Below are 23,213 nucleotides of genomic sequence, written 5' to 3' on the forward strand. Positions count from 1 at the left end.
CGTTGAGGCAAGCCCAGGGTTTCCCGGTCCCTGCTTATTCCACCGCCGCGAGACACCGGATGCCATCTGCTGACGGCTGATCACTGACGCCCCCACCCGCCTCGCACGCGACTCGATGGCGCGGTACCTTGCCCGCATGTCGCGCGTCTCCGATCTCGGGCTGCGGCTGAGCGCGGTCTTCCGCCGCACCGCGCCGGACCCGCTGGTGCTGGCGATACTGCTCACATTGGCGACGTTTCTGCTGGCGCTGACGCTGGGTCGGTTCGAGGCGGCGGATGGGGGCCTGCTCTCCCGCGCGGCGCGTCTGCTCGATGCATGGCGCTTCGACGAGACGGCGCCGCCGGCGGCCCGCGTGGGGCTGTGGAAGTTCCTCGAGTTCTCCATGCAGATGTGCCTGATCCTCGTCACGGGCCACGCGGTGGCGATGACCAGCCCGGTGCGCGCGCTGATCGACGCCATCGCCTCGCGCCCTCGCTCGACGGGGCAGGCGGCGGGGCTGATCGCCTTCACCGCCTGCGCCGCGGGGCTGATCAACTGGGGGCTGGGGCTGATCGTCGGCGCACTGCTGGCCCGCGAGGTGGGACGGTCGATGGAGCGGCGCGGCGTGACGGCTCACTATCCCCTGCTCTGCGCCGCGGGATACATGGGCATGCTCATCTGGCACGGCGGGCTGTCCGGCTCGGCTCCGCTGGCCATGACCACGCGGCAGGCGGCGGAGAAGGTCATCCCCGCGCAGTACCTTGCCCAGGTCGCCGCCGAAGGCGTGCCGCTCACGCAGACCATCCTTTCTCCCATGAACCTGTTCATCACCGGGGGGCTGCTCTTCGGCGTGCCGCTGATGCTGTCGCTGCTCGCTCCGACGCGGCGCGAGGACCTGCTGCCCATCTCGCGCTTCGACGTGCGCGACGAGCCGGAGCCGGACGACGGTCCGCCCCAGACGCTGCCCGATCGGCTGGACCGCAGCCCGGTCATCTCGTGGCTCATCGCCCTGCCCATGCTTCTGGGGCTGGCCCGATGGGTGACGGCGGAGGGCGACTGGCGGAGCATCGGGCTGAACCAGGTGAACCTGTTCATGCTGGCGATCGGCCTGATCCTGCACGGCTCACCCACGGCGTACATGCGGGCGGCGACGGATGGGGCGCGGGGCTGTGCGGGCATCATCATCCAGTTCCCGCTCTATGCGGGCATCATGGGCATGATGGCCGCCTCCGGACTGATCGGCGTCATCAGCGACCTCTTCACCGCCATCGCCGGGGAGCGTACGGTGCCGGTGCTGACGTATCTCTCGGCGGGCGTGGTGAACCTGTTCGTGCCCTCGGGAGGCGGGCAGTGGGGCATCCAGGGGCCGATCGCGCTGGAGACGGGGCTGGCCGCTGGCGTGACGCCCGGCAAGATGGTGATGAGCGTGGCGTACGGCGACCAGCTCACCAACATGCTCCAGCCGTTCTGGGCGCTCCCGCTGCTGGGCATCACGGGGGTCAGGGCGCGTGACATCGTGGGCTACACGGCGATCGTGATGGTCGCCGCCGGCGCGTGGATCGCGCTGGGGCTTCTGGTGTTCTGAGCACGATCGAGGCGGCGCGAACCTGTCGCCAGCGCCGCCAGGCGCCGATCATCGACGACCGATCGCCGCCATCACGGCGCCATCACAGTTTGGCGAGCAGCGCCTTGGCGTCCTTGGCGGCGGCCTGGTTGGCGCCGTTGATGATGGTGTCCAGACCCTCTCGCAGTTCGTCAACGCCCTTGTTGGACAGGGCGATGATGCGGCCATTGAGCGTCATGCCGCGCGTCATCAGCGGGCCGAAGGCCTTCACGTCCTGCTCCTCGAACTTGGCGGCGACGCGCATCTTCACCACCTTGCCGGTGGATTCGCGGATGTCGTGCAGCGCCTTGGCCGAGTCGGCCTTGACCTTGATGAAGTCCTTGTTGAGCTTGTCCGCGACCTTCACCATGCCGTCGGGGTTCTTCTCCAGCAGCGGGTTGCCGTTGAAGCTCTGGCACTTCTTGTGCAGCTCCTTGGCCTCGCCGATGAACGAGTCGATTTCCTTGAGGACTTCCTTGTAGGCCTTCATCACCTCGTCGAACTTCTTCTTGTACGCCGGGTCCGACTTGCTGGGAACGGGGTCGGCCCCTTCGCCCATGTCGTCCAGTTGCTCCTCCAGCCCCTCGACGCGCTTGTACAGCGCCTTGAGCGTGTTCTTGCACGGGTTGAGGCGCGAGGCGAAGTCTTTGAGCGACAGCTTGCCCGGCGTCAGTCCGTTGTCCTTCTCGGCGTTGCGCACCGCGTCGTCCTTGTTGAGCGCGGTCACGCAGTACTTGATCTTGCCGTTGGCGTTCTGCAGCTGCGTTTCGGCGCTGCGGGCGTCACCTTGCTTGATGAACGCCTCCGCCTTGTCGAGAATCTCGGGAATCACCTCGTTGAGCTGACGCTCGGTCTCGGCGAAGACCTGCAGGAACTGCTGCCTGGCCTTCTCGATCTTGCCCTTCAGCTCCTCGGCCGCGGCCTTGACCACCGCGCCGTTGAGCTTGTCCTGATAGGCCCTGGTTTGTTTCTCCCAGTCGTCGAGCAGGTCCTTGGTGGCGTCGGCCTGCTTGTCGCCCTTCTTGGCCTTGGCGAGCTTGCCGCGCGCGGTCTTGAGGGCTTCGTACATCTCGTTGATGGTCTTGATCGCGTCGCTGGCCTTCTTGGGGTCGTCGGCCACCTTGTCGGGGTCGCCGCAATGCTTTTTCCACGCATCGCACGCGGCTCCCACGCCCGAGCCCTTGCACACGCTGGTCCGGGTCTTCTCCCACGTCTTCTTGTCGGCGAACGGCATGGCTGTCTGCTCCACTGACCGGGTAATGACACGCGCCGCGTCGCGGGCGCCTGGTTTCGTGTATCCTACTGGAATCCACGGAGACACAACGGGACTGACGTGTCCCGGACGCGACTCTCTCGGACATTCAGCCCGGCATGCCCGGAATCGCCGCGCCTGTCAGACGCGTTGCGTCGCACGCCCGGCCAGATGATCGCAAACCGGTGTCTTGACTCAGGATAGGAGAAGATCCATGCATCCCGACTGTCGCTTCGTCTCACGGCTGGCCATTGCCTGTGCCGCTGCCGGGTTCTTCGGCTCACCCGCGCCGGCGCAGGACTTCGCCCTTGAGCGCCTGAACAACTCGCCGCGCCATCACGAGTGGGTGGAAGTGAAGCGCGCCGTGAAGGGCGAGGCGGGCGAGGCCGAGCGTGTCATCCACTGCTTCGTCGCCTACCCGGAGGTCGAGCACAAGGCCCTGGCCGTCATCGTGATCCACGAGAACAAGGGGCTGACCGACTGGGTGCGAAGCGTCGCCGATCAGCTCGCCGAGCACGGCTACATCGCCATCGCGCCGGACCTGCTCTCGGGGCACGGGCCTGGCGGGGGCAGAACCAGCGACTTCGAAAGCCCCGACAAGGCCACGCAGGCGATCGGGCGGCTGAAGCCCGAGGAAGTCACCGCCGACCTGAATGCCGTGGCGGATTACATCAAGGCCGTGCCCGCCTGCAACGGCGCGCTGGCCGTGGGCGGCTTCTGCTGGGGCGGCGGGCAGACCTTCCGCTTCGCCACCACCCGCGCAGACCTGAAGGCCGCCTTCGTGTTCTACGGCAGTTTCCAGCACACGAAGGATGACCTGGCCAGGATCACCTGCCCGGTGTATGGCTTCTACGCGTCGAATGACGCCCGCATCAACGCCACCATCCCCGCCACGCAGGAGGCGATGAAGGAACTGGGCAAGATCTACGAGCCGGTGACGTACGAGGGCGCGGGCCACGGCTTCATGCGCGCCGGCGAAGACCCGAGCGGGTCGGAGGGGAATCGGAAGGCGCGCGAGGCGGCGTGGGGGAGGTGGTTGGGCGCATTGCGAAAAATGGAGTCATGATGCACAATGCGCAGACCTCGCTGGCGATGGTTTTCGAGAGCACGGCCGCGACGAGGCAGGCACTCGACGCTTACGACGGGTTCGCCCAAAAGGCACGCGGGTGGTCTGTTGAGGAGAAACTCAACCTGTATCACCTTGCTTCGAGGGCGTGGGACGTCACAGGTTCGACGAAGGCTCGATCGAATGCCTTTGGGGAGTTGATGGGTCGATTGCGTGGATACTGGCAGTTGAATCGCCCCGGCGGGCTGATGTCTGACGACGACATCTACGCGACCCTTCGTCCACTTGAGCATGTTCGGCGGTTGGGGCGAGCGAGCGATTCGCTCGAGGACGCTCTTGCGCCCGTTTTGGCATTGCGCCGAGTCAAGAAGTCCGTTTCACGCTGGTACTCGCCGATGGCACTGTCGAAGATCCTCCACTTCTTCAATCCGTCGATTTACCCGATCTACGACACCGCCGTCGTCGAAGATCGCGTTCTTCATCGCTTTCGGAACGACTGGCGTGAGTTCGACCCGACGTTCACAGCAATCAGCATCCCGCTACACACAGGCGCGATCTACTACTTCAAGTACATGCTGTGGTGTGAACACCTCCTGTCCATCAATCGGGCGTCGGTGCTGCAAGTATTCCGGAACTGGATCGAAAGCCAAGACATTCCGCTCGCGACGGCAGCGCTTGCTCACGGCCTCGACGCCACCGCCTTCGAGATGATCGCCATCGGCGCAGCCCATCTTCAGGCGGATGCGACGCGTGGGAGTTCGCCTCCGTAGACGACCCGCCAGTTTCGCGTCGCGTTCTCGCGCAGCCCCGGCTCGGCCAGCAGGCCCGCCATGCTGGTTCGCAGCCGATCCTCGATTCGCGCCCGGTCCAATCGCGGGGCCAGCGCCCGCAGGTCATCCAGGTCCTTCTCGCGGCGGCTGAAAAGCTTGCCCGTGAAGATGTCCACCGGATCGACCAGCCGCGCTTCCAACTTGCCGAACCGTCCCAGCGGCTTGGCCCGCTCCGACCAGCCCGTGGGAAGGTAGTGGGACTGAAAGTGCGTCAGCGCCAGCCCATATCGCTCCGACAGCGACCGCAGCAACGCATGATCCGATCGGATCGGCTCGGGCGCCTCATCCACCACATCAATGTCCTCGGTGGCGCGCGACAGCAGACCCGCCAGAATCAGCGCCGTCGAGCCGCCGATGTCGATCCGGGCTGGCGATTGCAACCGCTCACCCAACTCCCGCAGGAACTGAAGCACTGTTTCGGGCCGCGTTGCATCCATCAGCCGCCTCCCCAGCGTCGGAAATCCCGTCTCCTCGAATCTCGCATCCAGCAGTTCTCCCATTCGCGCCGCCGCCGCGCCTCCATTGAGCCGCCTCAGCAGCGCCTCGCGCCCCCACCGGCACGCCAGCGCGGCGAGCCCCTCGTGCATCAGCAGCCGAGTTCGATAGTCGAGCGGCTGGGCCGTCTCCGCCGTCTGCCGGATGGCTGATAGCAGCGAGTTCGCGTCGATGGGCTGGCCACGGGAGACCAGGTTCCACAAGTCGGATGGCGATGACTCCGAGGGCATGGACGATTCTAGCGATTCGCGTCGATCCGCCGCCACCTGAATCGTCCCGCCCCCCGCGCCGGTAGAATCCCCGCGAATGACCTTTGTCACCACATGGCTCGCGGTGGCCGGCGCGGTCGGGATGTCCATCCCGATCATCATCCACCTGCTCTGGCGGCAGCGGCGGCGGCCCATCGAGTGGGCGGCCATGCGGTTTCTCATCGAGGCCTTCAAGCGCAACAAGCGCCGTCTGCAGGTGGAGCAGCTCATCCTGCTGGCGGTGCGCTGCCTCATCGTGCTGCTCCTGGGCGGCGCGCTGGCCCGTCCCCTGCTCGACGCGGCGGGGCTGCTGGACAACGACGAATCTCGCGCGGTCATCCTCATCATCGACAACGGCGTGACCGCCGCCACGACGCCCCCGGGCGCCGAAAGAAGCGACGCCCTCGCCCGCCACGTCGCCCACGCCATCGGCGTCATTCGCTCGCTCGGACCGTCGGAGGCGGTGGGGCTGATCACGGCAGCAAGGCCCATCGCGTCACCCGTCATTCCACCGTCGGTGGACCACGGCGCAATCATCACGCTGCTGGAAGGGTTGACCGCCTCGCAGTCGCCCAGCGATCTGGCCGGCGCGCTGCGCCTCGCGCGCGATACCGTGACCGACCTGCAGAAGGACGGCCGCCGCGCCGTCGTCTACCTGCTCAGCGACTTCCGCGCCGGGGCGGCTCCGCTGGATCAGCCGCTTGGCGACCTGTTCGCCGGGCTGGGGGATGATGTGCTGCTGCTCGCCTCGCCGCCCGCCGAATCGCCCGCGCCCAACGTGCAGATCACCGACCTGACGCCGGTGCGCCGGCTCATCCTGCCCGGCGCGGCGGACGGATCGCAGCAGATCACCGTTCATCTGGCGCGACATGGGGGCGACCTGCCCCGCGGGGCGTCGCGCCTGCGGCTTTCGGGCGACGACATCTCCGCCGCCCCGCGCACGGTGGAGTGGGGCGCGGGTCAGGCGGATGCGTCGGTCACCTTCACCATCAACTACGATCGGGCCCTGGGGCGCGAGATCGGTCTGACCGCCATCGTGGATGATGACGACGCCCTGGCGGCGGACAACACGCGGTACGTCACGCTGGACGTGCGCGACCGGCTTCGCGTGACGCTGGTGAGCCCGCCCACCTTCGAGCGCATCGCCTCCATCGAGCGATTGACGCCGGGGCAGTGGATCCGCCGGGCGCTGCGCACCAGCGACCAGAGCCCCATTGATGTGATCGACCTGCCGCCCGGCTCGGTGGATGATGTCGAGTTGCGCGCGACGGACGCCGTCATCATCGCGCAGCCGGATCGGCTGACGGAGTCCGGCTGGGGCGCGGTGCGGCGGTTCGTGGATCGGGGCGGGCTGGCGATCATTGTGCCGCCCGCGGACCTGAACGTTCACTCGTGGACGGAGGTCTTCGCGTCGCACCTCGATCTGCCGTGGCGCTTCCCGCTGGAGGCGTCGTCCCACCCGAATGGGCTTCTCATGGCCGACGAGCAGCCCGCGTCGGAACTGCTTCGGCTGCTGCAGGGCGAACTGCCCGACCTGACGCGCTCGCTCATCACCTACCGCTCGCTGTCGGTGGACACGGCGTCATCGCAGGCGGAAGCGGTGCTGGTGTTCGAGAACGGCGCGCCGATGCTCGTCATCGGCTCGCCCCGCGCGGCGGCGCCCGATCTCGCCGAGCGAGGCGGCGAGTCGCACCAGTCCACGCGCGGGCTGGTGCTGTACCTGGCCGTTGCGCCGCAGTTCCCGGAGTGGACGACCCTGCCCATCCAGATGTTCATGGTGCCGCTCTTCCAGGAAATGGTGCGTCAGGGCCTGAACATGATCCGCTCCACGCAGCGCATCGAAGTGGGCGACCAGCCCGCTCTGCCGGGGCTGGCCCGCGCCGCGGAGAGCGTGGTCGCGCCCGATGGCGTGACCTTCGCGCTGGACGCCGCCCGCCGCCCGACGCGGCCGCTGGAGAAGGCCGGTCTGTACGAGGTGGTCGATGGCGCGGGTCTGCGCGTGGGGCGCGTGGCGGTGAATCTCGACCCGCGGGCCGCCCGAACCGATCCGCAGAGCGCGGCGGCGGTGGCGGCGTGGCTGGGGGCGTCGGGTTCGTGGCGCGTGTTCGACCCGGCGCAGCCCGCCGCACTGCTCGCCGAGGCGGAGACCGGCGCCGCGCTGGCGGGGTATCTGCTGACGGTGGTGCTGGCGCTGCTGGTGGCGGAGACGATTCTGGCGCGCCGGTTCAGCCACGCCTACCGTGGCAGCGGCGGGGTCAGCACGACGGGCGGATTGAGTCCGACGTTGGCAGGAAAGGCCTGAGGCGCCGGGCATCAGGCGCCAGGCACTGGCATCAGAACTCGGAACTTCCACAGCATTCACTCTCCTTATGAACTCCCCACTCGTCCGATGGCTGCTCGACCTGGAACGCATCCCTGCGGAGGCGGAGGGTCTTCGGCTGGCGTGGGAGCGGTCGCTGCCCGGCTGGGCATGGACGATCATCCTCTTCGCGGCGGTGCTCTTCGCCATCTGGTCGTACGCGCAGCTCGAGGGCGATCGTCGCGGGCGGGGCATCCTGGCGGTGGTGCGCGGCGGCATCCTGCTGCTGGTGACGGTGCTGCTCTGCGGTCCGCTGCTCGAACTGCCGCGCGAAACGGTTGAGCCGGACTGGGTGCTGGTCCTGTCGGATCGCAGCGAGTCGATGCAGATCGCCGACGCCCCCGGAGCGGGAACCGGCCAGCGGCGTCAGTCACGCGAGGAGCAGCTGCATTCGCTGCTCACGCGGACGAGCGGCGCCTGGGCGGAGATGCAGCAGCGCCGCCGGGTGCTCTGGCTGGGCTTCCACGACAGTGCGTTTGATCTTTCCGGCGGGGCGGACTCCGCCGCGGGCGGCTCGTCTGGCGTCGGCGACGGATCGTTCACGCTGCCCGACCTGGGTGAGCCGACGGGCCGCCGCACCAGCATCGCCGCCGCCATCGAGCAGGCGCTGCAGAAGGCCGCCGCCCGGCCCATCAGCGGCATCGTGCTCTTCAGCGACGGGCGCACCATCGACCCGCCCAGCCGGTCGCTGGTGCGTCGCCTCCAGGCGGATCAGATTCCCGTTTTCACGGTGCCGCTGGGCTCGCGCGATCCGCTGGGCGACCTGGCGGTGCGCCGTGTGGACGCGCCCCGCCGCGCCTTCGTGCGCGACAAGGTGCCTGTCGTGGTGGAGCTGGACCGCTTCGGCGAGGCGGTGCGCGACCTGGGGGCCACGGTGCGACTGGTGGACGAGGCCACCGGCGAAACGCTGGACGAGCAGCCCCTTCAGCCCGGCGGGGGCGACAGCGTCACCCTCACCGCCGAGCCGGGTGCGGCGGGGGACGCCACCTGGCGCGTCGAAGTGCGCACCGCCACCGACGACCTGGTGCCGGATAACAACATCCGTCCCTTCACGATTGAACTGGTCGATCGTCCGCTGCGCGTGCTCTACGTGGACGGCTACCCCCGCTGGGAGTTCCGCTACCTGCGCTGGCTGCTGATCCGCGAGCAGTCGGTGCAGAGCTCGATCATGCTGCTCTCGGCGGACCGCGACTTCGCGCAGGAGGGCAACACGCCCATCACGCGCCTGCCGCGCAGCCCGGAGGAGTTCGCCGAGTTCGACGTCATCATTCTGGGCGATGTGCCGGGCACGTTCTTCTCGCCCAGCCAGCTCGAGATGATCCGCGACCACGTGGCGGAGCGCGGCGCGGGGCTGCTGTGGATCGGCGGCGAACGGTGGACGCCCGCGTCCTTCACGGGCACCGCGGCGGTGCTGGCCGATCTGCTGCCCATCCGCGGCACGCTGTCGCTGCCCGCCATCGGCAGGCCGGTGACCATCGAGCCCACGCCGCTGGCTGATCGGCTGGGCGTGCTGCGGCTGGTGAGCGCGGGGCAGGTGGGTTGGCCGCGCGAGCTGGCCGACCCGAGTTTCCGCTGGTCGCGTCTTCAATGGGCGCAGCGGATTCTGCCCACGCAGCTCAAGCCCACCGCGCAGCCGCTGGCGGTGACCACCGAGCCCATCGGTGGTGCTCAATTGCCGGTGGTCATCCACATGCGATACGGCGCGGGGCAGACAATCTATGTCGCCACCGATGAAATCTGGCGCTGGCGCTACGGGCGAGGCGACCTGCTGCCCGAGCAGTTCTGGGTGCAGATGATCCGCATGCTGGGGCGCGAGACGCTCTCGGGCGGCGACACGCCCGCGCTGCTGGAGGTGGAGCCGAGACGACTGGCCGTCGGCCAGCCCATGCAGATCACGCTTCGGCTGCTCGATGCGCGGCTGGCGGAACTGGACGCCCGCTCCATCCGCGCCACCATCGAGGACGCCGCGGGGGCGCGGCTGGCGGAAGTCGATCTGCGCCAGGTCGATGGCGCCCCCGGCGAGTACGTGGCGACCATTCTGCCGGACGTGGCCGGCACGCTGCGTGTGCGCGTGCAGGATGCGCTCATCGCCGCCCAGCCCCTGCTGGCCGACGCCGAGGTCTTCAATCCGGAGAATGAGCTTCGACGCCCGGAGACCGATCATGACCTGCTCGCCGCCCTCTCGCGCGACACGGGCGGGCGCGTGCTGGAGACGGCGTCGGACATCGAGCGGCTCAACACCACCCTGCTGCGCGACCGGTCGGTGACGACGCCCAACCCCCTCACCGAGCGGCTGTGGGACACGCCGCTGGCCTTCCTGCTCGTGCTGCTGCTGCTCGCGTCGGAGTGGGTGGGTCGCAAGGCGCTGCGGCTGGCGTAGGGACGGCCGTCGTGGTCCTGCCTCTGGGGAGCAGCCCTGGAGCGATCCACCCCCCCCACGCCCCCACGCCCCCACGCCGACGCTTCCCCCGCTACCCTCTCCCGTGTCATCCGCCGCCGATGCATCAGGCCATCCCGCCGCTCCCGACCGTCGCCCGAGGCGGCTGCACCCGCTGTCGCTGTTCTTCCGCTTCGCCTCCCACGTCCGCAACCTGCTGATCCCGGGGCTGATCGTCCTCTTTCTCGCCCGCGAGCGCGGCGGGTGGGAAGTGTGGCTGATGGCCATGTTCATCCCCAGCATTCTGTTCGAGCTCTTCACCTACTTCACGCTGCGATACCGCTTCGCCCAAGGCGAGATCGTCATCAACCGCGGGCTGCTCTTCCGCTCCGAGCGGCACATTCCCTTCGCGCGCATCCAGAACATCGACCTCACGCAGAACCTCTTCCACCGGCTCTTCCGTCTGGCCGAAGTGCGGCTGGACACGGGAGGCGGCAACGAGCCGGAGGCGGTGCTCAAGGTCATCACGCTGGGCGCGGTGGATGAGATTCGACAGCGCGTCTTCGCCGGACGCGACCAGCGGGCAGGGGCGATTCGAAACGAGGCGGGGGTTGGCTCCGTACCGATCTCGCCGGGCGATGAGACCACCCTTGCCGCCGCCGACGGGACAGTCGTCCTTCACCGACTGCCGCCCGTCGAACTGCTCAAGCTGGGCGTGGTCGCCAACCGGGGCATCGCACTGGTGGCGGTGGCGGTTGGCGCGGCGTGGGAGTACGACCTGTTCGAACGCATCCGCTTCCGTCAGCACGTGGAGAACTACCTGCGCACGCTCGACTGGGCGGGCGGGCTGCTCATCGGGGCGGGCGTGGTGGTGTCCGCGGCGCTGGCGCTTACGCTGCTCTCCGTCGTCTGGTCGCTCCTGCGCTTCTGGGGATACACGCTGGAGCGGCGCGGCGACGACCTGCGCGTGCAGTGCGGATTGTTCACCAGGCGGGCCGCCACCGTGCCCAGGCGGCGCGTGCAGTTCGTCTCCGTGCAGGAGGGGCTGCTCCACCGTCTCTTTCGGCGCGTGTCGATCCGCATCGAGACGGCGGGGGGCGGCAAGGATGAGGACGACACCGTCTCGGGCCGCTGGTTCGTGCCCCTCGTGCCGCGCGACGACGCCCCGCGCGTGCTGCGCGAGATTCACCCGGCCTTCGACGTACTCCAGCCGGCGGAATGGCGACCCGTTCATCCCCGCGGGCGTCGAAGACTGCTCTTCTCGCACATCGTCGGCTGGCTGATCGTGGCGACGTTCTTTTCGCTCGTCTTCCGCCCCTGGGGGCTGGCGTCGGTTCCGCTGCTGACGGGGTTCGCGGTGTGGGTGGCCCTGCGGGAGTATCGCTTCATGCGTTACGCCCTGAGTGACGGCAGCGTGCTCTTTCGCAGCGGAGCGGTGAGGCGGAAGTGGAGCGCCACCATCATCGAGAAGATTCAGGCCGTCACCCTGCGCGAGTCGCCCTTCGACCGGCGTCACGGCCACGTGTCGCTCGCCGTGGACACCGCCGGAGCGGGACCGGCGGATCATCGCATCCAGGTGCCCTACCTTGACGCGGAAACCGGCCACGCCCTGCGGCGCGAGATCGCTGCTCGCACGGGCCGTTCGGCATTCCGGTGGTGAGGTTGCGCGGCAGGCCGCCCGATCACGCCGCCAGGCGGAAGGAGCCGCGCTCGCCGGGGTCGCCGACGCGACCATCGATATGGCGTTCCTCATCCCAGTCGTATCTGGTCGCCCAGTTCTCTCGCACCAGCCGCTCGGCGTACTTGCGCCCCGCCGCGGTGAGATCCTTGGCGGGACGGAAGCCCAGCCCCTTGGGCGTCGATCCGGGCGTGAGCCAGCCGGCCTCGGTCATGGCTTCGACGTGCTTCTCCTTCACGTCCGCGAAGGGTCGGGTGCGCCCCGGCTGAAACAGGCACCAGCCGCGCCCGTCCACCAGGCGAAGCAGCCAGCCCTCGTAGATGGCCAGCATCACCATCTTCTGCGTGTTGGTGGCGCCGTGGATCTTCATGCCGTTGATCTTCATCATGGTGCTTCCCCTGTCTGTGTCGGTTGTCTTCTCACCATCGGCGGTTTTCGGACGCGGATTCAGTGGGAACAATCCTCCAGCATCCAGTGTTTCCCTCTTGGTGGACGGCTCAGGCGCAGATGCTGCGCCGCCGCGATACGATGGACGGGGAAAGGATGCATTCCTCATGGCGACCGCCTCAACGATTCTCAAGATCATGGCCATTCCCGCGGTCCTGGCCGGATACGTCGTCGTGGCGGGCTCGACCGGGTTCTGCCCCGCCTGCACCGCGGTGCTGAGCGCCGTGACGGGCGGTTCCACCGGCGCGGCGGCCCACTCGGATCAACCGATCCGCGGCGATGAGATGTCCATCCGTGGGATGACCGCTCGCACCCTGGACGGACGCGCCGTGGACCTGGGCGAGTACCTTGATGGAACGACGCCCGTCATCCTGGATTTCTGGGCCACCTGGTGCCCGCCCTGCCGCGACCAGCGGAAGACCTTCGCCGACATGGCGGATGAACTGGCCGGACGGGCCGTGGTTCTTTCGCTCTCGGTGGACGACACGGACGACAAGGTGCGCGATTTCATCACGCGGGAGCGGCGCAGCGGCATGTCGGACGGTCATGGCATCGACCTGATGGCCTCGCTCGAAACCGCCAACGCATTCAACATTCGCGCCATTCCCACGCTCATCTATGCCGATGGGCGCGGGGTGATCCGCTTCATCCGCACCGGGGCGCAGTCCGCCTCGAGCGTGCGCCGCGACCTGCACATGGTCGCCTCCGGGCCGTGAACCATGCGGCGGGTCGGGCGACCGGCGCCGCGAATCGCCGCGATGACGCGCGACGCGGCGCGTCACGCCATCCACGCGTCAGCCGCGACGCGCGGCGCGTCGGCGCATCCACTTCTCGAACGAGACGATCAGCGCGACGAACCACGACGCGCCGATGACCGCGCCCCACGACGCCAGGTCCAGCGGCGCCGTCTGGAAGAGACGGTTGGCGACCGGCACGTGCGCGACGCCCGCCTGGAGCAGGGTCATGGCCGCCACGCCAGCCCACGCCAGCGGATTGGTGAACCAGCCGACCGATGACACCGATCGCACCAGTGAGCGGCAGTTGAACAGGTAGAACGCCTCGCCGAACACCACCACCGAAACGGCGATGGTGCGCGCCTGCGCATCGCTCAATCCGCGCCACTGCGCCCACTCGAACAACCCGTAGCCGGCGATGGTCAGCAGCAGCGACATCAACCCCGTGCGCATGAAGAGTTCGAAGGTGAAGATGGGCTGCCGGGGATCGCGCGGCGGACGCGCCATCACGTCCGCCTCGCGCGGCTCGAAGGCCAGCGGCAGACCCAGCAGAACCGCCGTGGTCATGTTGATGTAGAGCGCCTGCACCGGCAGGATGGGCAGCTGCTGCCCCGCCACCACGGCGGCGAGGATGATCATCGCCTCCGCCCCGTTGGTCGGCAGGGTCCAGACGATGAACTTGGTCAGGTTGTCGAAGACGGTGCGGCCTTCCTCCACCGCCGCCTCGATCGAGGCGAAGTTGTCATCCGCCAGCACCATGTCGGCGGCCTCCTTGGCGACCTCGGTGCCCCCCAGTCCCATCGCCACGCCGATGTCGGCCTGCCTGAGCGCGGGCGCGTCGTTGACCCCGTCGCCCGTCATCGCCACCACGTGCCCGCGGGATTGCAGGGCCTTCACCAGACGCAGCTTCTGCTCGGGCGTCATGCGGGCGAAGACATGGGTTCGCTCCGCCAGGTCCGGCAGATCGGCGTCGGGCGTCTGCTCCATCGTTGCGCCCGTGACCACCTGCGGCGCGGGCTCGGTCACACCAGCGGGCGAGCCATCCGCACCACTCGCCCGTCCGTGCCCAGCGGAAGCGGATGCTCCGCGGCCGGGGCCCAGGTCGATCATCCGAGCGATCGCCGCCGCCGTACCGGCGTGGTCGCCCGTGATCATCTTCACCGTGATGCCCGCGTCGCGGCACGTGGCCACGGCGTCGATCGCCTCCGGACGGGGCGGGTCGAGCATCCCCTGAAGCCCCAGGAACGTCAGCCCACGCTCCGCCTGCTCGCGCGAGAGCGACGAAGCCCCGGGCGGCGCCGCGCCGCGCGCGAACGCCAGCACGCGCAGCCCTCGCCGGGAGAGTCGCTCCGCCTCGGCCAGTATGACCGGAGCATTCAGCGGGGCGCGGCGTCCCTCATGGTCAAGCATGTCCACGGACATGCCCAGCACGCGCTCCACCGAGCCCTTGACGCAGATCAGCCGCCCGGCGGACCCTCCTGTCCCCGGAGCGCTCGCTTCCCCGTCCGCTCCCTCACGGACGCTGCTCGCCTCGGGCGCCGCGTGCAGCGTGGCCATGTACTGATGCTCCGATTCGAATGGAATCACGTCGATCCGTGGAGAAGCCGCTTCAATGGTCGTCTGCGTCATTCCCGCCTTGTGCGCCGCCACGATCAGCGCGGCTTCGGTGGGATCGCCCTGGATCGTCCATCGCCCGTCGGCGCGGAGCAGCGAGGCGTCGTTGCACAGCAGCCCCGCCCGCAGGCACTCCAGCAGGGCGGGATGCGCGGCGGGGTCCGCGGCCGCGGCGCCTTCGCGGATTTCGCCGGCGGGGTCGTACCCCGTTCCTGTCACCTCGAAGCCCCGCCCCCCGGCCCAGACGTGCTGGACGGTCATCTGGTTCTCGGTGAGCGTTCCGGTCTTGTCGGAGCAGATGACCGTGGTGCTGCCCAGCGCCTCGACCGCCGGGAGTTTGCGGATGATGGCCCGGCGCGACGCCATGCGCGACACTCCCACCGCCAGCATGATGGTCATGGCGGCGGGGAGGCCCTCGGGAATCGCGCCAATCGCCATCGCCACCGCCGCCATGAAGGTGTCGGACACATCCATGCCCCGCGCCACCCCCACGCCGAACATCGCCGCCGCCACCGCGATGATCAGCCACAGCAGCACACCGCTGAACTGCGCCAGTTTGCGGGTGAGAGGCGTGTCGATGCTCTCGACCGAGGCGATCAGTCCGCTGATGCGCCCCACTTCGGTGTCGTCGCCCGTGGCGATCACCACGCCTACGGCATGGCCGCGCGTCACCAGCGTCGAGGCGTAGGCCATATTGCGCCGATCCGCCAGCGGCGTGGACTCGGGCAGCGGGTCGAAACGCTTGGACACCGCCATCGATTCGCCCGTCAGCGCCGATTCATCCACGTGGACGTCGCGCTCGTCCACCACGCGCAGGTCCGCCGGCACGCGGTCGCCCGCGGCGAGGATCACCACGTCGCCCGGCACGAGCAGCGAGGCGTCGAGGCGACGGCGCTCCCCGTCTCGCAGCACCGTGGCCTCGGCGCTCAGGGTGCGGGCCAGCGCCTCGATGGCGTGAACCGCGCGCGACTCCTGCACGAAACCCACCACCGCGTTCACCAGCACCACGGCCAGAATCACCGCGCTGTCCACCCACTCGCCCAACCCGGCCGTGACCACCACGGCGACCACCAGGATGTAGACCAGCGGAGAGTGAAACTGCGACAGGAATCGCATCAGCGCGCCGCGCCCGCGCCGCGGCGTGATGACGTTGCGGCCATGTCGCTCCAGTCGCTGACGGACCTCGTCGGCGCTCAGGCCGCGCGTCAGCGTGACGCCCAGCGCCGAGGCCACCTCCGGAACGGGCATTGCATGCCAGGTCGGGGGGCTGTCGCCGGTCGAGATGGAAGGCGCTGGATGCATGGATTCTTCGTGCGCGGCGGGCGCTCGCCACCCCGGACCGCCGATCGGCGACATCAGAGCCGGATCGTCCCGTCTGGTCGAGTGCGGAAAAGTGCGGGAAAGACGGGTGGCCCCCAACCATCTCCCACCCCCGTACAATCCTCCATGACCGCCACCCCGTCGCGACCCTCGTCGGTGCCCGAGATCGTACTGGGAGACGCCGCATCCCGCCCGCTCGCGTCGCCGCGGTTCGAGCCCATCCGCCAGCCGATGACGGCGCGGTCAATCGCCCGGCTTGTCGAAAAGGGCGAGCCCTTCGCCTGCCTCACATGCTACGACGCCACCACCGCCCGATGGCTGCAGCAGGCGGGGATTCCCGTCCTGCTGGTGGGCGACACGGCGGCGGAAATGATTCTCGGTCTGCCCAGCACCATCCATGCGCCGCTGGACTTCCTCATTCTCATCACCGCGGCGGTGAAGCGAGGCGCTCCCAACTGCCTTGTCATGGCGGACATGCCCTTCATGTCCTACCAGACCAGCGACGCCGACGGGCTTCGCAACGCCGGTCGCTTCATGACCGAGGGGTTGGCCGACGCGGTGAAACTCGAGGTGGACCGATCATTTACGGGGCTGGTCTCGAAGATGGCCCACGCCGGCGTGCCCGTGGTCGCCCACCTCGGACTGCGCCCCCAGCACGTGCGGCGGGAGGGCGGATACCGCTTCGCCGGCCGCACCGCGTCGGAGGCGCGGGAACTGATCGACGCCGCCCGGGCGATGGAGGACGCCGGATCATCCATGCTGCTGCTGGAGGCGATGCCGGCGGAGGTGTCCGAGGCGATCGTGAGCGCCGTGAAGATTCCCGTGATCGGATGCGGCGCCGGCCCGGCCTGTCACGGCCAGATCGTGGTGCTGCAGGATCTGCTGGGGCTGACCCCCCGCCAGCCCCCCTTCGCCCCCCCGCTGACGGATGGCGGCGGACACCTGATGGACGCCGCGGCGAAATGGGCCGACCGGGTGAAGCGGCGCGATCTGGGGGAGCATCCGTACCGTATGGATGCCGGTGAAATGAACGGGTTGAAGGGTGTTTCCGAAGGATGAGGGGGAGTTCACCGTCGATCAAAAGGAGTTGGGCATGTCATCGCGCAATCTGGGCGCGTACGGGCCGAGCGTGGCGGTGCTGGTGACGGTGGCGGCGGTGCTGCTGGCCGGACCGATGGCGGTTCGACAACTCACCTACGCCCGCACGCAGGCGTCGATCATCCAGGCCAGCGATCGGCTGCGCACGGACAACGTGCTGGAGCAGATCAATCAGGCCCACCGCGACATCGCGGCCAAGGTCGAGCCGTCGGTGGTCTACATCTCCACGTATCGAAAGGACTCGGAGTCGCGCCTCATGCTGCGCACCGGCCCGCAGGTGCAGCTTTCGTCCGGCTCCGGCTGGGTCTTCGATGAGGACGGGCACATCGTCACCAACGCCCACGTGATCGAGGAGGCCCAGCGCATCCAGGTGCAACTGCACGACGGCACGCTGCGCGACGCCGAGGTGGTGGGAACCGACCTGCGCACCGACATCGCCGTGCTGCGCATCGCGCCGGGCGGCCTGCACCCGGCGGAGCGAGCCGACTCGACCACCGTGCGCCAGGGCGACCGCATCTTCGCCTTCGGGTCGCCCTTCGACTTCCGCTTCTCGATGAGCCAGGGCATCGTCTCCGGCATCGGGCGGGACGCCCAGCTCGAGACGCTGCACTATCAGAACTTCATCCAGGTGGACGCCGCCATCAATCCCGGCAACTCGGGCGGACCGCTCACCAACATCTACGGGCAGGTGATCGGCATGAACACCGCCATCGCCACGGGGCGGCGGGAATCCACCACCAGCCAGGGCTCCTTTGCGGGCATCGGTCTGGCGATTCCCATGACCATGATCGAGTCCGTCGTGCCGCAGCTCATCAGCAAGGGCGAGGTGTCGCGCGGCTTCATCGGCGTGCAGCTGCAGCCCGCCATCTCGCAACCCACGCTGGCCCGGGGGTTCCAGGGCGAGGGGGTGGAGATTCTCAGCGTCAACGAGGGCGGACCGGCGGCGAACGCAGGGCTGCGGCCAGGCGACGTGATCCTCACCGTCGATGGCGGACGCGTGGCCACCCTGGCGCAGCTGCGGTCGATGGTCTCCTCCCGCTCCCCCGGCGACACCATCTCGCTGGACGTGTGGCGCTACGAGGAGGAGGCGAAGCAGGGCGTCCGACGCACCGTGGGTGTGACGCTGGCCGAACTGCGCCCCGAGCAGATGGTGCAGCCCGCGCTGCTGCGATTTCTGCGCACGCTGGGGCTGGTGCAGCTCTCCACCAGCACGCCCGAGCGGGCGCGGCAGCTCAACGTGCCCTTCCGCCGCGGCGTGATCGTGGAGCAGATCCTCGCGGGCCGCCCCGTGGACACCGTCATCGACCCAGGCACCATCATCACGCACGTCTTCGACGAGCCGGTCAACAACATCGACGAGTTCTACGCCCGCATGGAGCGGTACTTCTTCTCCTCACCGCGGGGCGTGGTGGTTCGGCTGGTGACCCCCAGCGGACGCGAGGACGTGATCAACCTGCGGCCGTGATCGCTACGATGGAGCGTGACCACCGGCGCCGTGCCATCACGAACGGAATCGGTCGGCGCCCCTGAGCAGCATGCCCCCGGCGCGGAAGCCCCGTCGCCTCTCCTGCGCGTGTGCAACCTCCGCGTCCACTTCCCCGTGCGGGCCGGGCTGCTGCAGCGCATCGCCGGCTGGGTGAAGGCCGTCGAGGATGTGACCTTCGATATCGCGCCCGGCGAGGCGCTGGGGCTGGTGGGCGAGTCCGGCAGCGGCAAGACCACCGTGGGACGGACCGTGCTGGGGCTGGTCCGGGCCACATCCGGCGAAGTGCTCTTCGACGGGCGACGGATCGTGGATGGACCCGCAGTCCGCCTGAGCAAGGCCGACCGCCGCCACGCGCAGATCGTCTTCCAGGACCCCGGTGGCTCGCTCAACCCGCGCCTGCGCGTGAAGACCATCGTGGGCGAGCCGCTGGAGGTGCATCGCCTCGCTCGGCGAGGCGAGCGGGCCCGCCGCGTGGCCGAACTGCTGGAGCGCGTGGGGCTGTGGTCCGGCGCGGCGGAGCGCTTCCCGCACGAGTTCTCTGGCGGGCAGAAGCAGCGCATCGCCATCGCCCGTGCCCTGGCGCTCAACCCGCGCCTGCTGGTGCTGGATGAGCCCACCAGCGCGCTGGATGTGTCGGTGCAGGCGCAGATTCTCAACCTGCTGGCCGACCTGCGCCGCGACCTTGGGCTGGCGTACCTCTTCATCAGCCACAACCTGGCGGTGGTGGACCATCTGTGCGACCGCATCGCGGTGATGCGGCAGGGCCGGATCGTCGAAATCGGTCCGCGCGAGCAGGTGATCGACTCGCCCCGGCACGAGTACACGCGGGCACTGCTTGCCGCCGTACCCGTGCCGGACCCGAGGCGGCGGATGGCTTTGGCATGAGGCGCTGAAGCGCGATCCGCTGTTCGATCGTGCCGGCGCCGCTCGCGCGTTATCATCACCCGACATGCGTCAGTATCTCGACCTGCTCCGCGACATTCTCGACCACGGCGTGGAGAAGCACGACCGCACAGGCACGGGCACGTTCTCGCTGTTCGGGCGGCAGATGCGGTTCGACTTGCGCCGGGGCTTTCCGCTGCTCACCACCAAGAAGCTGCACGTCCGCTCGATCATCTACGAGCTGCTCTGGTTCCTGCGGGGGAGCACCAACGCGCGCTGGCTCAACGAGCGCGGCGTGACCATCTGGGACGAGTGGGCCGACCCTGCCACGGGCGAACTCGGTCCGGTGTACGGCCACCAGTGGCGCTCGTGGCCCGCGCCGACGCCGGATGATCCCAACCGAACGATCGACCAGATCAGCATGGTGGTGGAGCGGATCAAGCGCGACCCGGACTCGCGGCGGCTGATCGTGAGCGCGTGGAACGTGGCGGAGATCGAGCGAATGAAACTGCCGCCCTGTCACGTGCTGTTTCAGTTCTACGTAACGCCGCCACGTGACGCGGAGCGTCGCGGCACGCTCTCCTGCCAGCTCTACCAGCGCAGCGCGGACGTGTTCCTCGGCGTGCCCTTCAACATCGCGTCGTACGCCCTGCTCACGATGATGGTGGCCCAGGTGTGCGACCTGGAGCCGGGGGAGTTCATCCACACGTTCGGCGACGTGCATCTCTACGCCAACCACGTGGAGCAGGCCCGTCAGCAACTGACCCGCACGCCGGGAGCGCTGCCGCGCATGAAACTCAACGCCGCCCGTCGGTCGATCTTCGACTTCGAGTACGAGGACTTCGAACTGCTGGACTACCGCCCGCAGCCGGCGATCCGGGCGCCGGTGGCGGTGTGAGGGGGAGGAGTTCACCACAGAGGCACGGAGGACACAGAGGGGGGAGGAGTCAGAGGTCAGAGCGACAGAACTTCAGACACTCAGCACTCAGCACTCGGAACTCGTGACTCGAAACTCGGAACTCGGAACTCACAATCCCCCGGTGGGCCTCGTGGACTCGACCCACCCGACAGCCGAGTCGACTGCCGACTCTCCAATGCCTGGTGCCCAGTGCCTGTCTCCTGATGCCTCATTCGCCCCATGCTCCTCTCGCTTATTGCCGCCATCTCGAAGAACGGCGTCATCGGACGCGATGGCGGGCTGCCCTGGCGCCTGCCGGATGACCTCAGACGCTTCAAGCATCTGACGATGGGTCACCACGTCGTCATGGGGCGGCGGACGTTCGACGAGATCAAGCGCCCGCTCCCGGGGCGCACCAACATCGTCATCACCCGTGACCGCTCATGGGCTCACGAAGGCGTGCAGGTGGCCCATTCCCTGGATGAGGCCATCGCAGGCATCAGCCCCGACGAAACCGAGGCATTCATCATCGGCGGCGGCGAGATCTATGCGCTGGCCCTGCCGCGGGCCGATCGCCTGTACCTCACGCGGGTCGAGGCGACGATCGAAGGCGACACGTATTTCCCCGCGTTTGACGCTTCGACGTGGCGCCTCGTGAGTGCGGAGCATCACGCCGCCGACGAGCGGCACGTCCATGCGATGACGTTCGAGGACTACGTGCGCGTGGAGTGAGGCACCAAGGCATCGAGGGATCGAGTCGTTGCGGTTGATGGCGCGTGCGCGCGACGCGGAGCGTCGCGCCACCCGCAGGCCGCCCTGTCGTCAATCGGGAACCTCGCTACTCCGCCGGTTCGGCGCGGATGGCGACGAGGCACACCATCGGAGCGTCCTCCGCCATCTGAATCTCCACCAGGCGCACGGGCGTGGGCACGTCGGTGCGGAAGAGGCCGCCCGCGTTGATGGTCTCGCCACGCTCATCCCAGAAGTCCCACAGCGACAGCCGCAGCGTGCCGCCCGCGCGAAGCACCTCGACGCGGCGGACCCAGCGCTGGTTGATCCACAGGTCGAAGTCGCGGTAGGTCGTGGCCGTGGCGTTGCGCAGCTCGATGGACTCACCCTCGCGGAAGACCTGAATGTCCACCACGGTGGTCGTATGGAGCGATTCGGGGTAGGCCCGAGTGGCCTTGTCCGCATCGTACAGGGAACGATGACAGCCGAGCGGGGACGCGCCCAGAACAAGCGCGGCGCCGAGGCACACGATGAACCGGCGGCCCGTGGAAGGAATCATCCGCATGACGTGATACGGTAGCCGATCCCGGCCAGAAGGGGTAGGCGAGGGCGCCGGTCACCAGCAGCCATCGGCCCACAGTCGGTCACCGACCCTCCCGAATCAGCCCGATCAGGCGCGGCTGGGCGTGGGGCGACACCTCGTTCAGCGACACCGAGTCCAGCACAGCCCCGTGCTCGAAGACGCCCTCGCGCGCGGCGTCCTTCTCCATCTCATGCTTGGCCTGCTGACCGCCGACCAGCACGGCCCGCCGGTCGATGAACACCACCACGTCGGCCCCATCCACACGGGCCAGCAGCGCGGCGCACCACGGCGAGACCCTGGGGCACGTCGCCATGCCGCGAACCTCCACGCCGGACGGAAGATCGCCGATGGCGAGCGGCACGCCCACGTGGTCGCCGACCGCCCGCAACGCAGCGGCCGGATCGGTCAGCGCCTTCTCGGGAACGAAGCCCGCCTGACGCAGTGCGAGGAAGGCGTCGAGCCGGGTCAGCTGCGTCTCGCACGCCTCGCCCGCGGGCATGGGGCGGAAGTACGCCCACAGACTCCAGCCGCTGAACGCAAGCATCGCCAGGCAGGCCGCCACCGCGGCGACGCGCATCCACGCGGGGCGAACCGCGCGTGAAGCGCCCGCCAATGGTCCGGACGATGAGGCCGTTCCCGATTCCGCGGCGAACACCGTTGGCGGAATGAACCCCGTCGCCGCCGGCGGCTCGAACCCGCGCGACAGCGCATCGTCAATCATCCGATCCACCGAGTCCGTTCGGCCATCGTGATGGTCATGGGGCATGGGAACCACTCCGTTCATCCGGTGCGGCGTCGGGCGGCGTCTGGCGTCCGGAGAGACGCTCCCGGAGCGTAGAACGTGTTCGATGCACGTGGCTCATTGCAGTTCCCTCGGGGATGCCGAGGATTGAGGCGATTTCCCTGTACTCCAGCCCTTCCACCACGCGAAGCAGCAGGCACGCCCGTGCGATATCGGATACCCCCTGCAGCGCCTTCACCACCGCGTCGTCAAAGCCCGACTGATCGACGCGCAGGCGACCGGCGCTGTCGATGACGGGCGCCGGGTCCACGACCGCGCCGCCCGGCAAGGCGTGGTCCATCTCCAGCGGGTCCACGCTGGTCGAAAGCCGGTGCTCGGCGCGGCGACGGTGATTGAGCGACTCGAAGCGGACAATCTGCGCCAGCCACGCGGTGAAGTTGGTGCCGCGACGGTACTGGTCGATCCGGCGCCACGCGATCAGCGCCGCCTCCTGCACCACGTCGTCGGCGAGCGTTCGGTCGCCGAGAATGCTCACCGCCAGCAGCCACGCCGAACGGAATGACCGTGTGAAGTGCGCGGCGAACTCCTCCCCGCTCAGGGGACGGGGCTCGACGCCGGGATTCATTGACTCGGGTCGTTCCGCCGACATGGTGACCTGCCCGCGGCGGAGGGTAGCCGCCGCCCGCACCAATCTTCTACCAGAAACCGCCGGACGGGGCATGGAAGAAAAAATCCGGCGATCGCCGCAAGACGTGACGGGTGACGCGACATGAATGCGTTGGCGGGCGTCAAG

The 23,213-nt window shown here is 68.6% G+C and carries 19 protein-coding genes; 12 read left to right on the plus strand and 7 right to left on the minus strand.

Annotated features, from left to right (window positions below; genetic code table 11):
* The first annotated feature begins 115 nt into the window (after positions 1-115).
* On the plus strand, positions 116-1,564 hold the full coding sequence (locus tag HRU76_05395) for a short-chain fatty acid transporter (protein QOJ17051.1): 1,449 nt from the start codon (positions 116-118) through the stop codon (positions 1,562-1,564).
* A gap of 82 nt (positions 1,565-1,646) precedes the next feature.
* Here HRU76_05395 and HRU76_05400 read toward each other — a convergent pair whose 3' ends face one another.
* Positions 1,647-2,816 carry a hypothetical protein gene (locus HRU76_05400; GenBank protein QOJ17052.1) on the minus strand — a complete coding sequence of 390 codons (1,170 nt, stop codon included), beginning with the start codon at positions 2,814-2,816 and terminating at the stop codon, positions 1,647-1,649.
* A gap of 232 nt (positions 2,817-3,048) precedes the next feature.
* On the opposite strand from HRU76_05400, the gene HRU76_05405 reads away from it, so the two are divergent.
* Together HRU76_05405 and HRU76_05410 are read left to right on the plus strand one after the other, a co-directional pair.
* Positions 3,049-3,900, plus strand: coding sequence for a dienelactone hydrolase family protein (locus tag HRU76_05405; protein QOJ17053.1), 852 nt, complete (start codon positions 3,049-3,051; stop codon positions 3,898-3,900).
* The gene (locus tag HRU76_05410) at positions 3,897-4,670 is read left to right on the plus strand and encodes a hypothetical protein (GenBank protein QOJ17054.1); all 774 of its coding nucleotides are present in this window, start codon (positions 3,897-3,899) and stop codon (positions 4,668-4,670) included. The genes HRU76_05405 and HRU76_05410 overlap by 4 nt, the downstream gene beginning before the upstream one ends.
* Here the strand turns inward: HRU76_05410 and HRU76_05415 are convergent.
* Positions 4,634-5,455 carry a hypothetical protein gene (locus HRU76_05415; protein ID QOJ17055.1) on the minus strand — a complete coding sequence of 274 codons (822 nt, stop codon included), beginning with the start codon at positions 5,453-5,455 and terminating at the stop codon, positions 4,634-4,636. The two genes, HRU76_05410 and HRU76_05415, sit on opposite strands and share 37 nt — an antisense overlap.
* A 76-nt stretch (positions 5,456-5,531) precedes the next feature.
* Between HRU76_05415 and HRU76_05420 the strand changes: the two genes are divergently transcribed.
* From HRU76_05420 to HRU76_05430, 3 genes are all read left to right on the plus strand, one after another.
* Positions 5,532-7,775: a BatA domain-containing protein gene (locus HRU76_05420; GenBank protein ID QOJ17056.1), complete on the plus strand. Its 2,244-nt coding sequence runs from the start codon at positions 5,532-5,534 to the stop codon at positions 7,773-7,775.
* Between the two features lie 67 nt (positions 7,776-7,842).
* Entirely contained in the window at positions 7,843-10,212 is a 2,370-nt protein-coding gene (locus HRU76_05425) for a hypothetical protein (GenBank protein QOJ17057.1), read from the plus strand.
* A gap of 103 nt (positions 10,213-10,315) precedes the next feature.
* Positions 10,316-11,869, plus strand: a complete 1,554-nt coding sequence (locus tag HRU76_05430; GenBank protein ID QOJ17058.1) for a PH domain-containing protein — start codon at positions 10,316-10,318, stop codon at positions 11,867-11,869.
* Positions 11,870-11,891: 22 nt separating this feature from the next.
* Here HRU76_05430 and HRU76_05435 read toward each other — a convergent pair whose 3' ends face one another.
* Positions 11,892-12,275 carry a hypothetical protein gene (locus HRU76_05435; GenBank protein QOJ17059.1) on the minus strand — a complete coding sequence of 128 codons (384 nt, stop codon included), beginning with the start codon at positions 12,273-12,275 and terminating at the stop codon, positions 11,892-11,894.
* A gap of 166 nt (positions 12,276-12,441) precedes the next feature.
* Between HRU76_05435 and HRU76_05440 the strand changes: the two genes are divergently transcribed.
* Positions 12,442-13,050: a TlpA family protein disulfide reductase gene (locus HRU76_05440; GenBank protein QOJ17060.1), complete on the plus strand. Its 609-nt coding sequence runs from the start codon at positions 12,442-12,444 to the stop codon at positions 13,048-13,050.
* Positions 13,051-13,128: 78 nt separating this feature from the next.
* On the opposite strand, the gene HRU76_05445 is transcribed toward HRU76_05440, so the two are convergent.
* The gene (locus tag HRU76_05445; protein QOJ19106.1) at positions 13,129-15,930 is read right to left on the minus strand and encodes an HAD-IC family P-type ATPase; all 2,802 of its coding nucleotides are present in this window, start codon (positions 15,928-15,930) and stop codon (positions 13,129-13,131) included.
* A 198-nt stretch (positions 15,931-16,128) separates the two neighbouring features.
* Between HRU76_05445 and panB the strand changes: the two genes are divergently transcribed.
* The 5 genes from panB to HRU76_05470 all read left to right on the plus strand — a co-directional run bounded on the left by panB (position 16,129) and on the right by HRU76_05470 (position 21,098).
* Complete coding sequence (gene panB / locus HRU76_05450; GenBank protein QOJ17061.1) at positions 16,129-17,061, plus strand: 3-methyl-2-oxobutanoate hydroxymethyltransferase; 933 nt, start codon at positions 16,129-16,131, stop codon at positions 17,059-17,061.
* Between the two features lie 34 nt (positions 17,062-17,095).
* Positions 17,096-18,565 (plus strand): trypsin-like peptidase domain-containing protein, encoded by a 1,470-nt coding sequence (locus tag HRU76_05455; protein QOJ17062.1) that lies wholly within the window; start codon positions 17,096-17,098, stop codon positions 18,563-18,565.
* Positions 18,566-18,580: 15 nt separating this feature from the next.
* On the plus strand, positions 18,581-19,471 hold the full coding sequence (locus HRU76_05460) for an ABC transporter ATP-binding protein (GenBank protein QOJ17063.1): 891 nt from the start codon (positions 18,581-18,583) through the stop codon (positions 19,469-19,471).
* Positions 19,472-19,535: 64 nt separating this feature from the next.
* Positions 19,536-20,366, plus strand: coding sequence for a thymidylate synthase (locus HRU76_05465; GenBank protein QOJ17064.1), 831 nt, complete (start codon positions 19,536-19,538; stop codon positions 20,364-20,366).
* 240 nt (positions 20,367-20,606) lie between these two features.
* On the plus strand, positions 20,607-21,098 hold the full coding sequence (locus tag HRU76_05470; GenBank protein QOJ17065.1) for a dihydrofolate reductase: 492 nt from the start codon (positions 20,607-20,609) through the stop codon (positions 21,096-21,098).
* 106 nt (positions 21,099-21,204) lie between these two features.
* On the opposite strand, the gene HRU76_05475 is transcribed toward HRU76_05470, so the two are convergent.
* The 3 genes from HRU76_05475 to HRU76_05485 all read right to left on the minus strand — a co-directional run bounded on the left by HRU76_05475 (position 21,205) and on the right by HRU76_05485 (position 23,069).
* The gene (locus tag HRU76_05475) at positions 21,205-21,660 is read right to left on the minus strand and encodes a hypothetical protein (protein ID QOJ17066.1); all 456 of its coding nucleotides are present in this window, start codon (positions 21,658-21,660) and stop codon (positions 21,205-21,207) included.
* A gap of 79 nt (positions 21,661-21,739) precedes the next feature.
* Complete coding sequence (locus tag HRU76_05480; GenBank protein ID QOJ17067.1) at positions 21,740-22,444, minus strand: hypothetical protein; 705 nt, start codon at positions 22,442-22,444, stop codon at positions 21,740-21,742.
* On the minus strand, positions 22,434-23,069 hold the full coding sequence (locus HRU76_05485; protein QOJ17068.1) for an RNA polymerase sigma factor: 636 nt from the start codon (positions 23,067-23,069) through the stop codon (positions 22,434-22,436). The genes HRU76_05480 and HRU76_05485 overlap by 11 nt, the downstream gene beginning before the upstream one ends.
* Between the last annotated feature and the right edge of the window lie 144 nt (positions 23,070-23,213).

The sequence above is a fragment of the Phycisphaeraceae bacterium genome (assembly GCA_015709595.1).
GTDB lineage: Bacteria > Planctomycetota > Phycisphaerae > Phycisphaerales > SM1A02 > CAADGA01.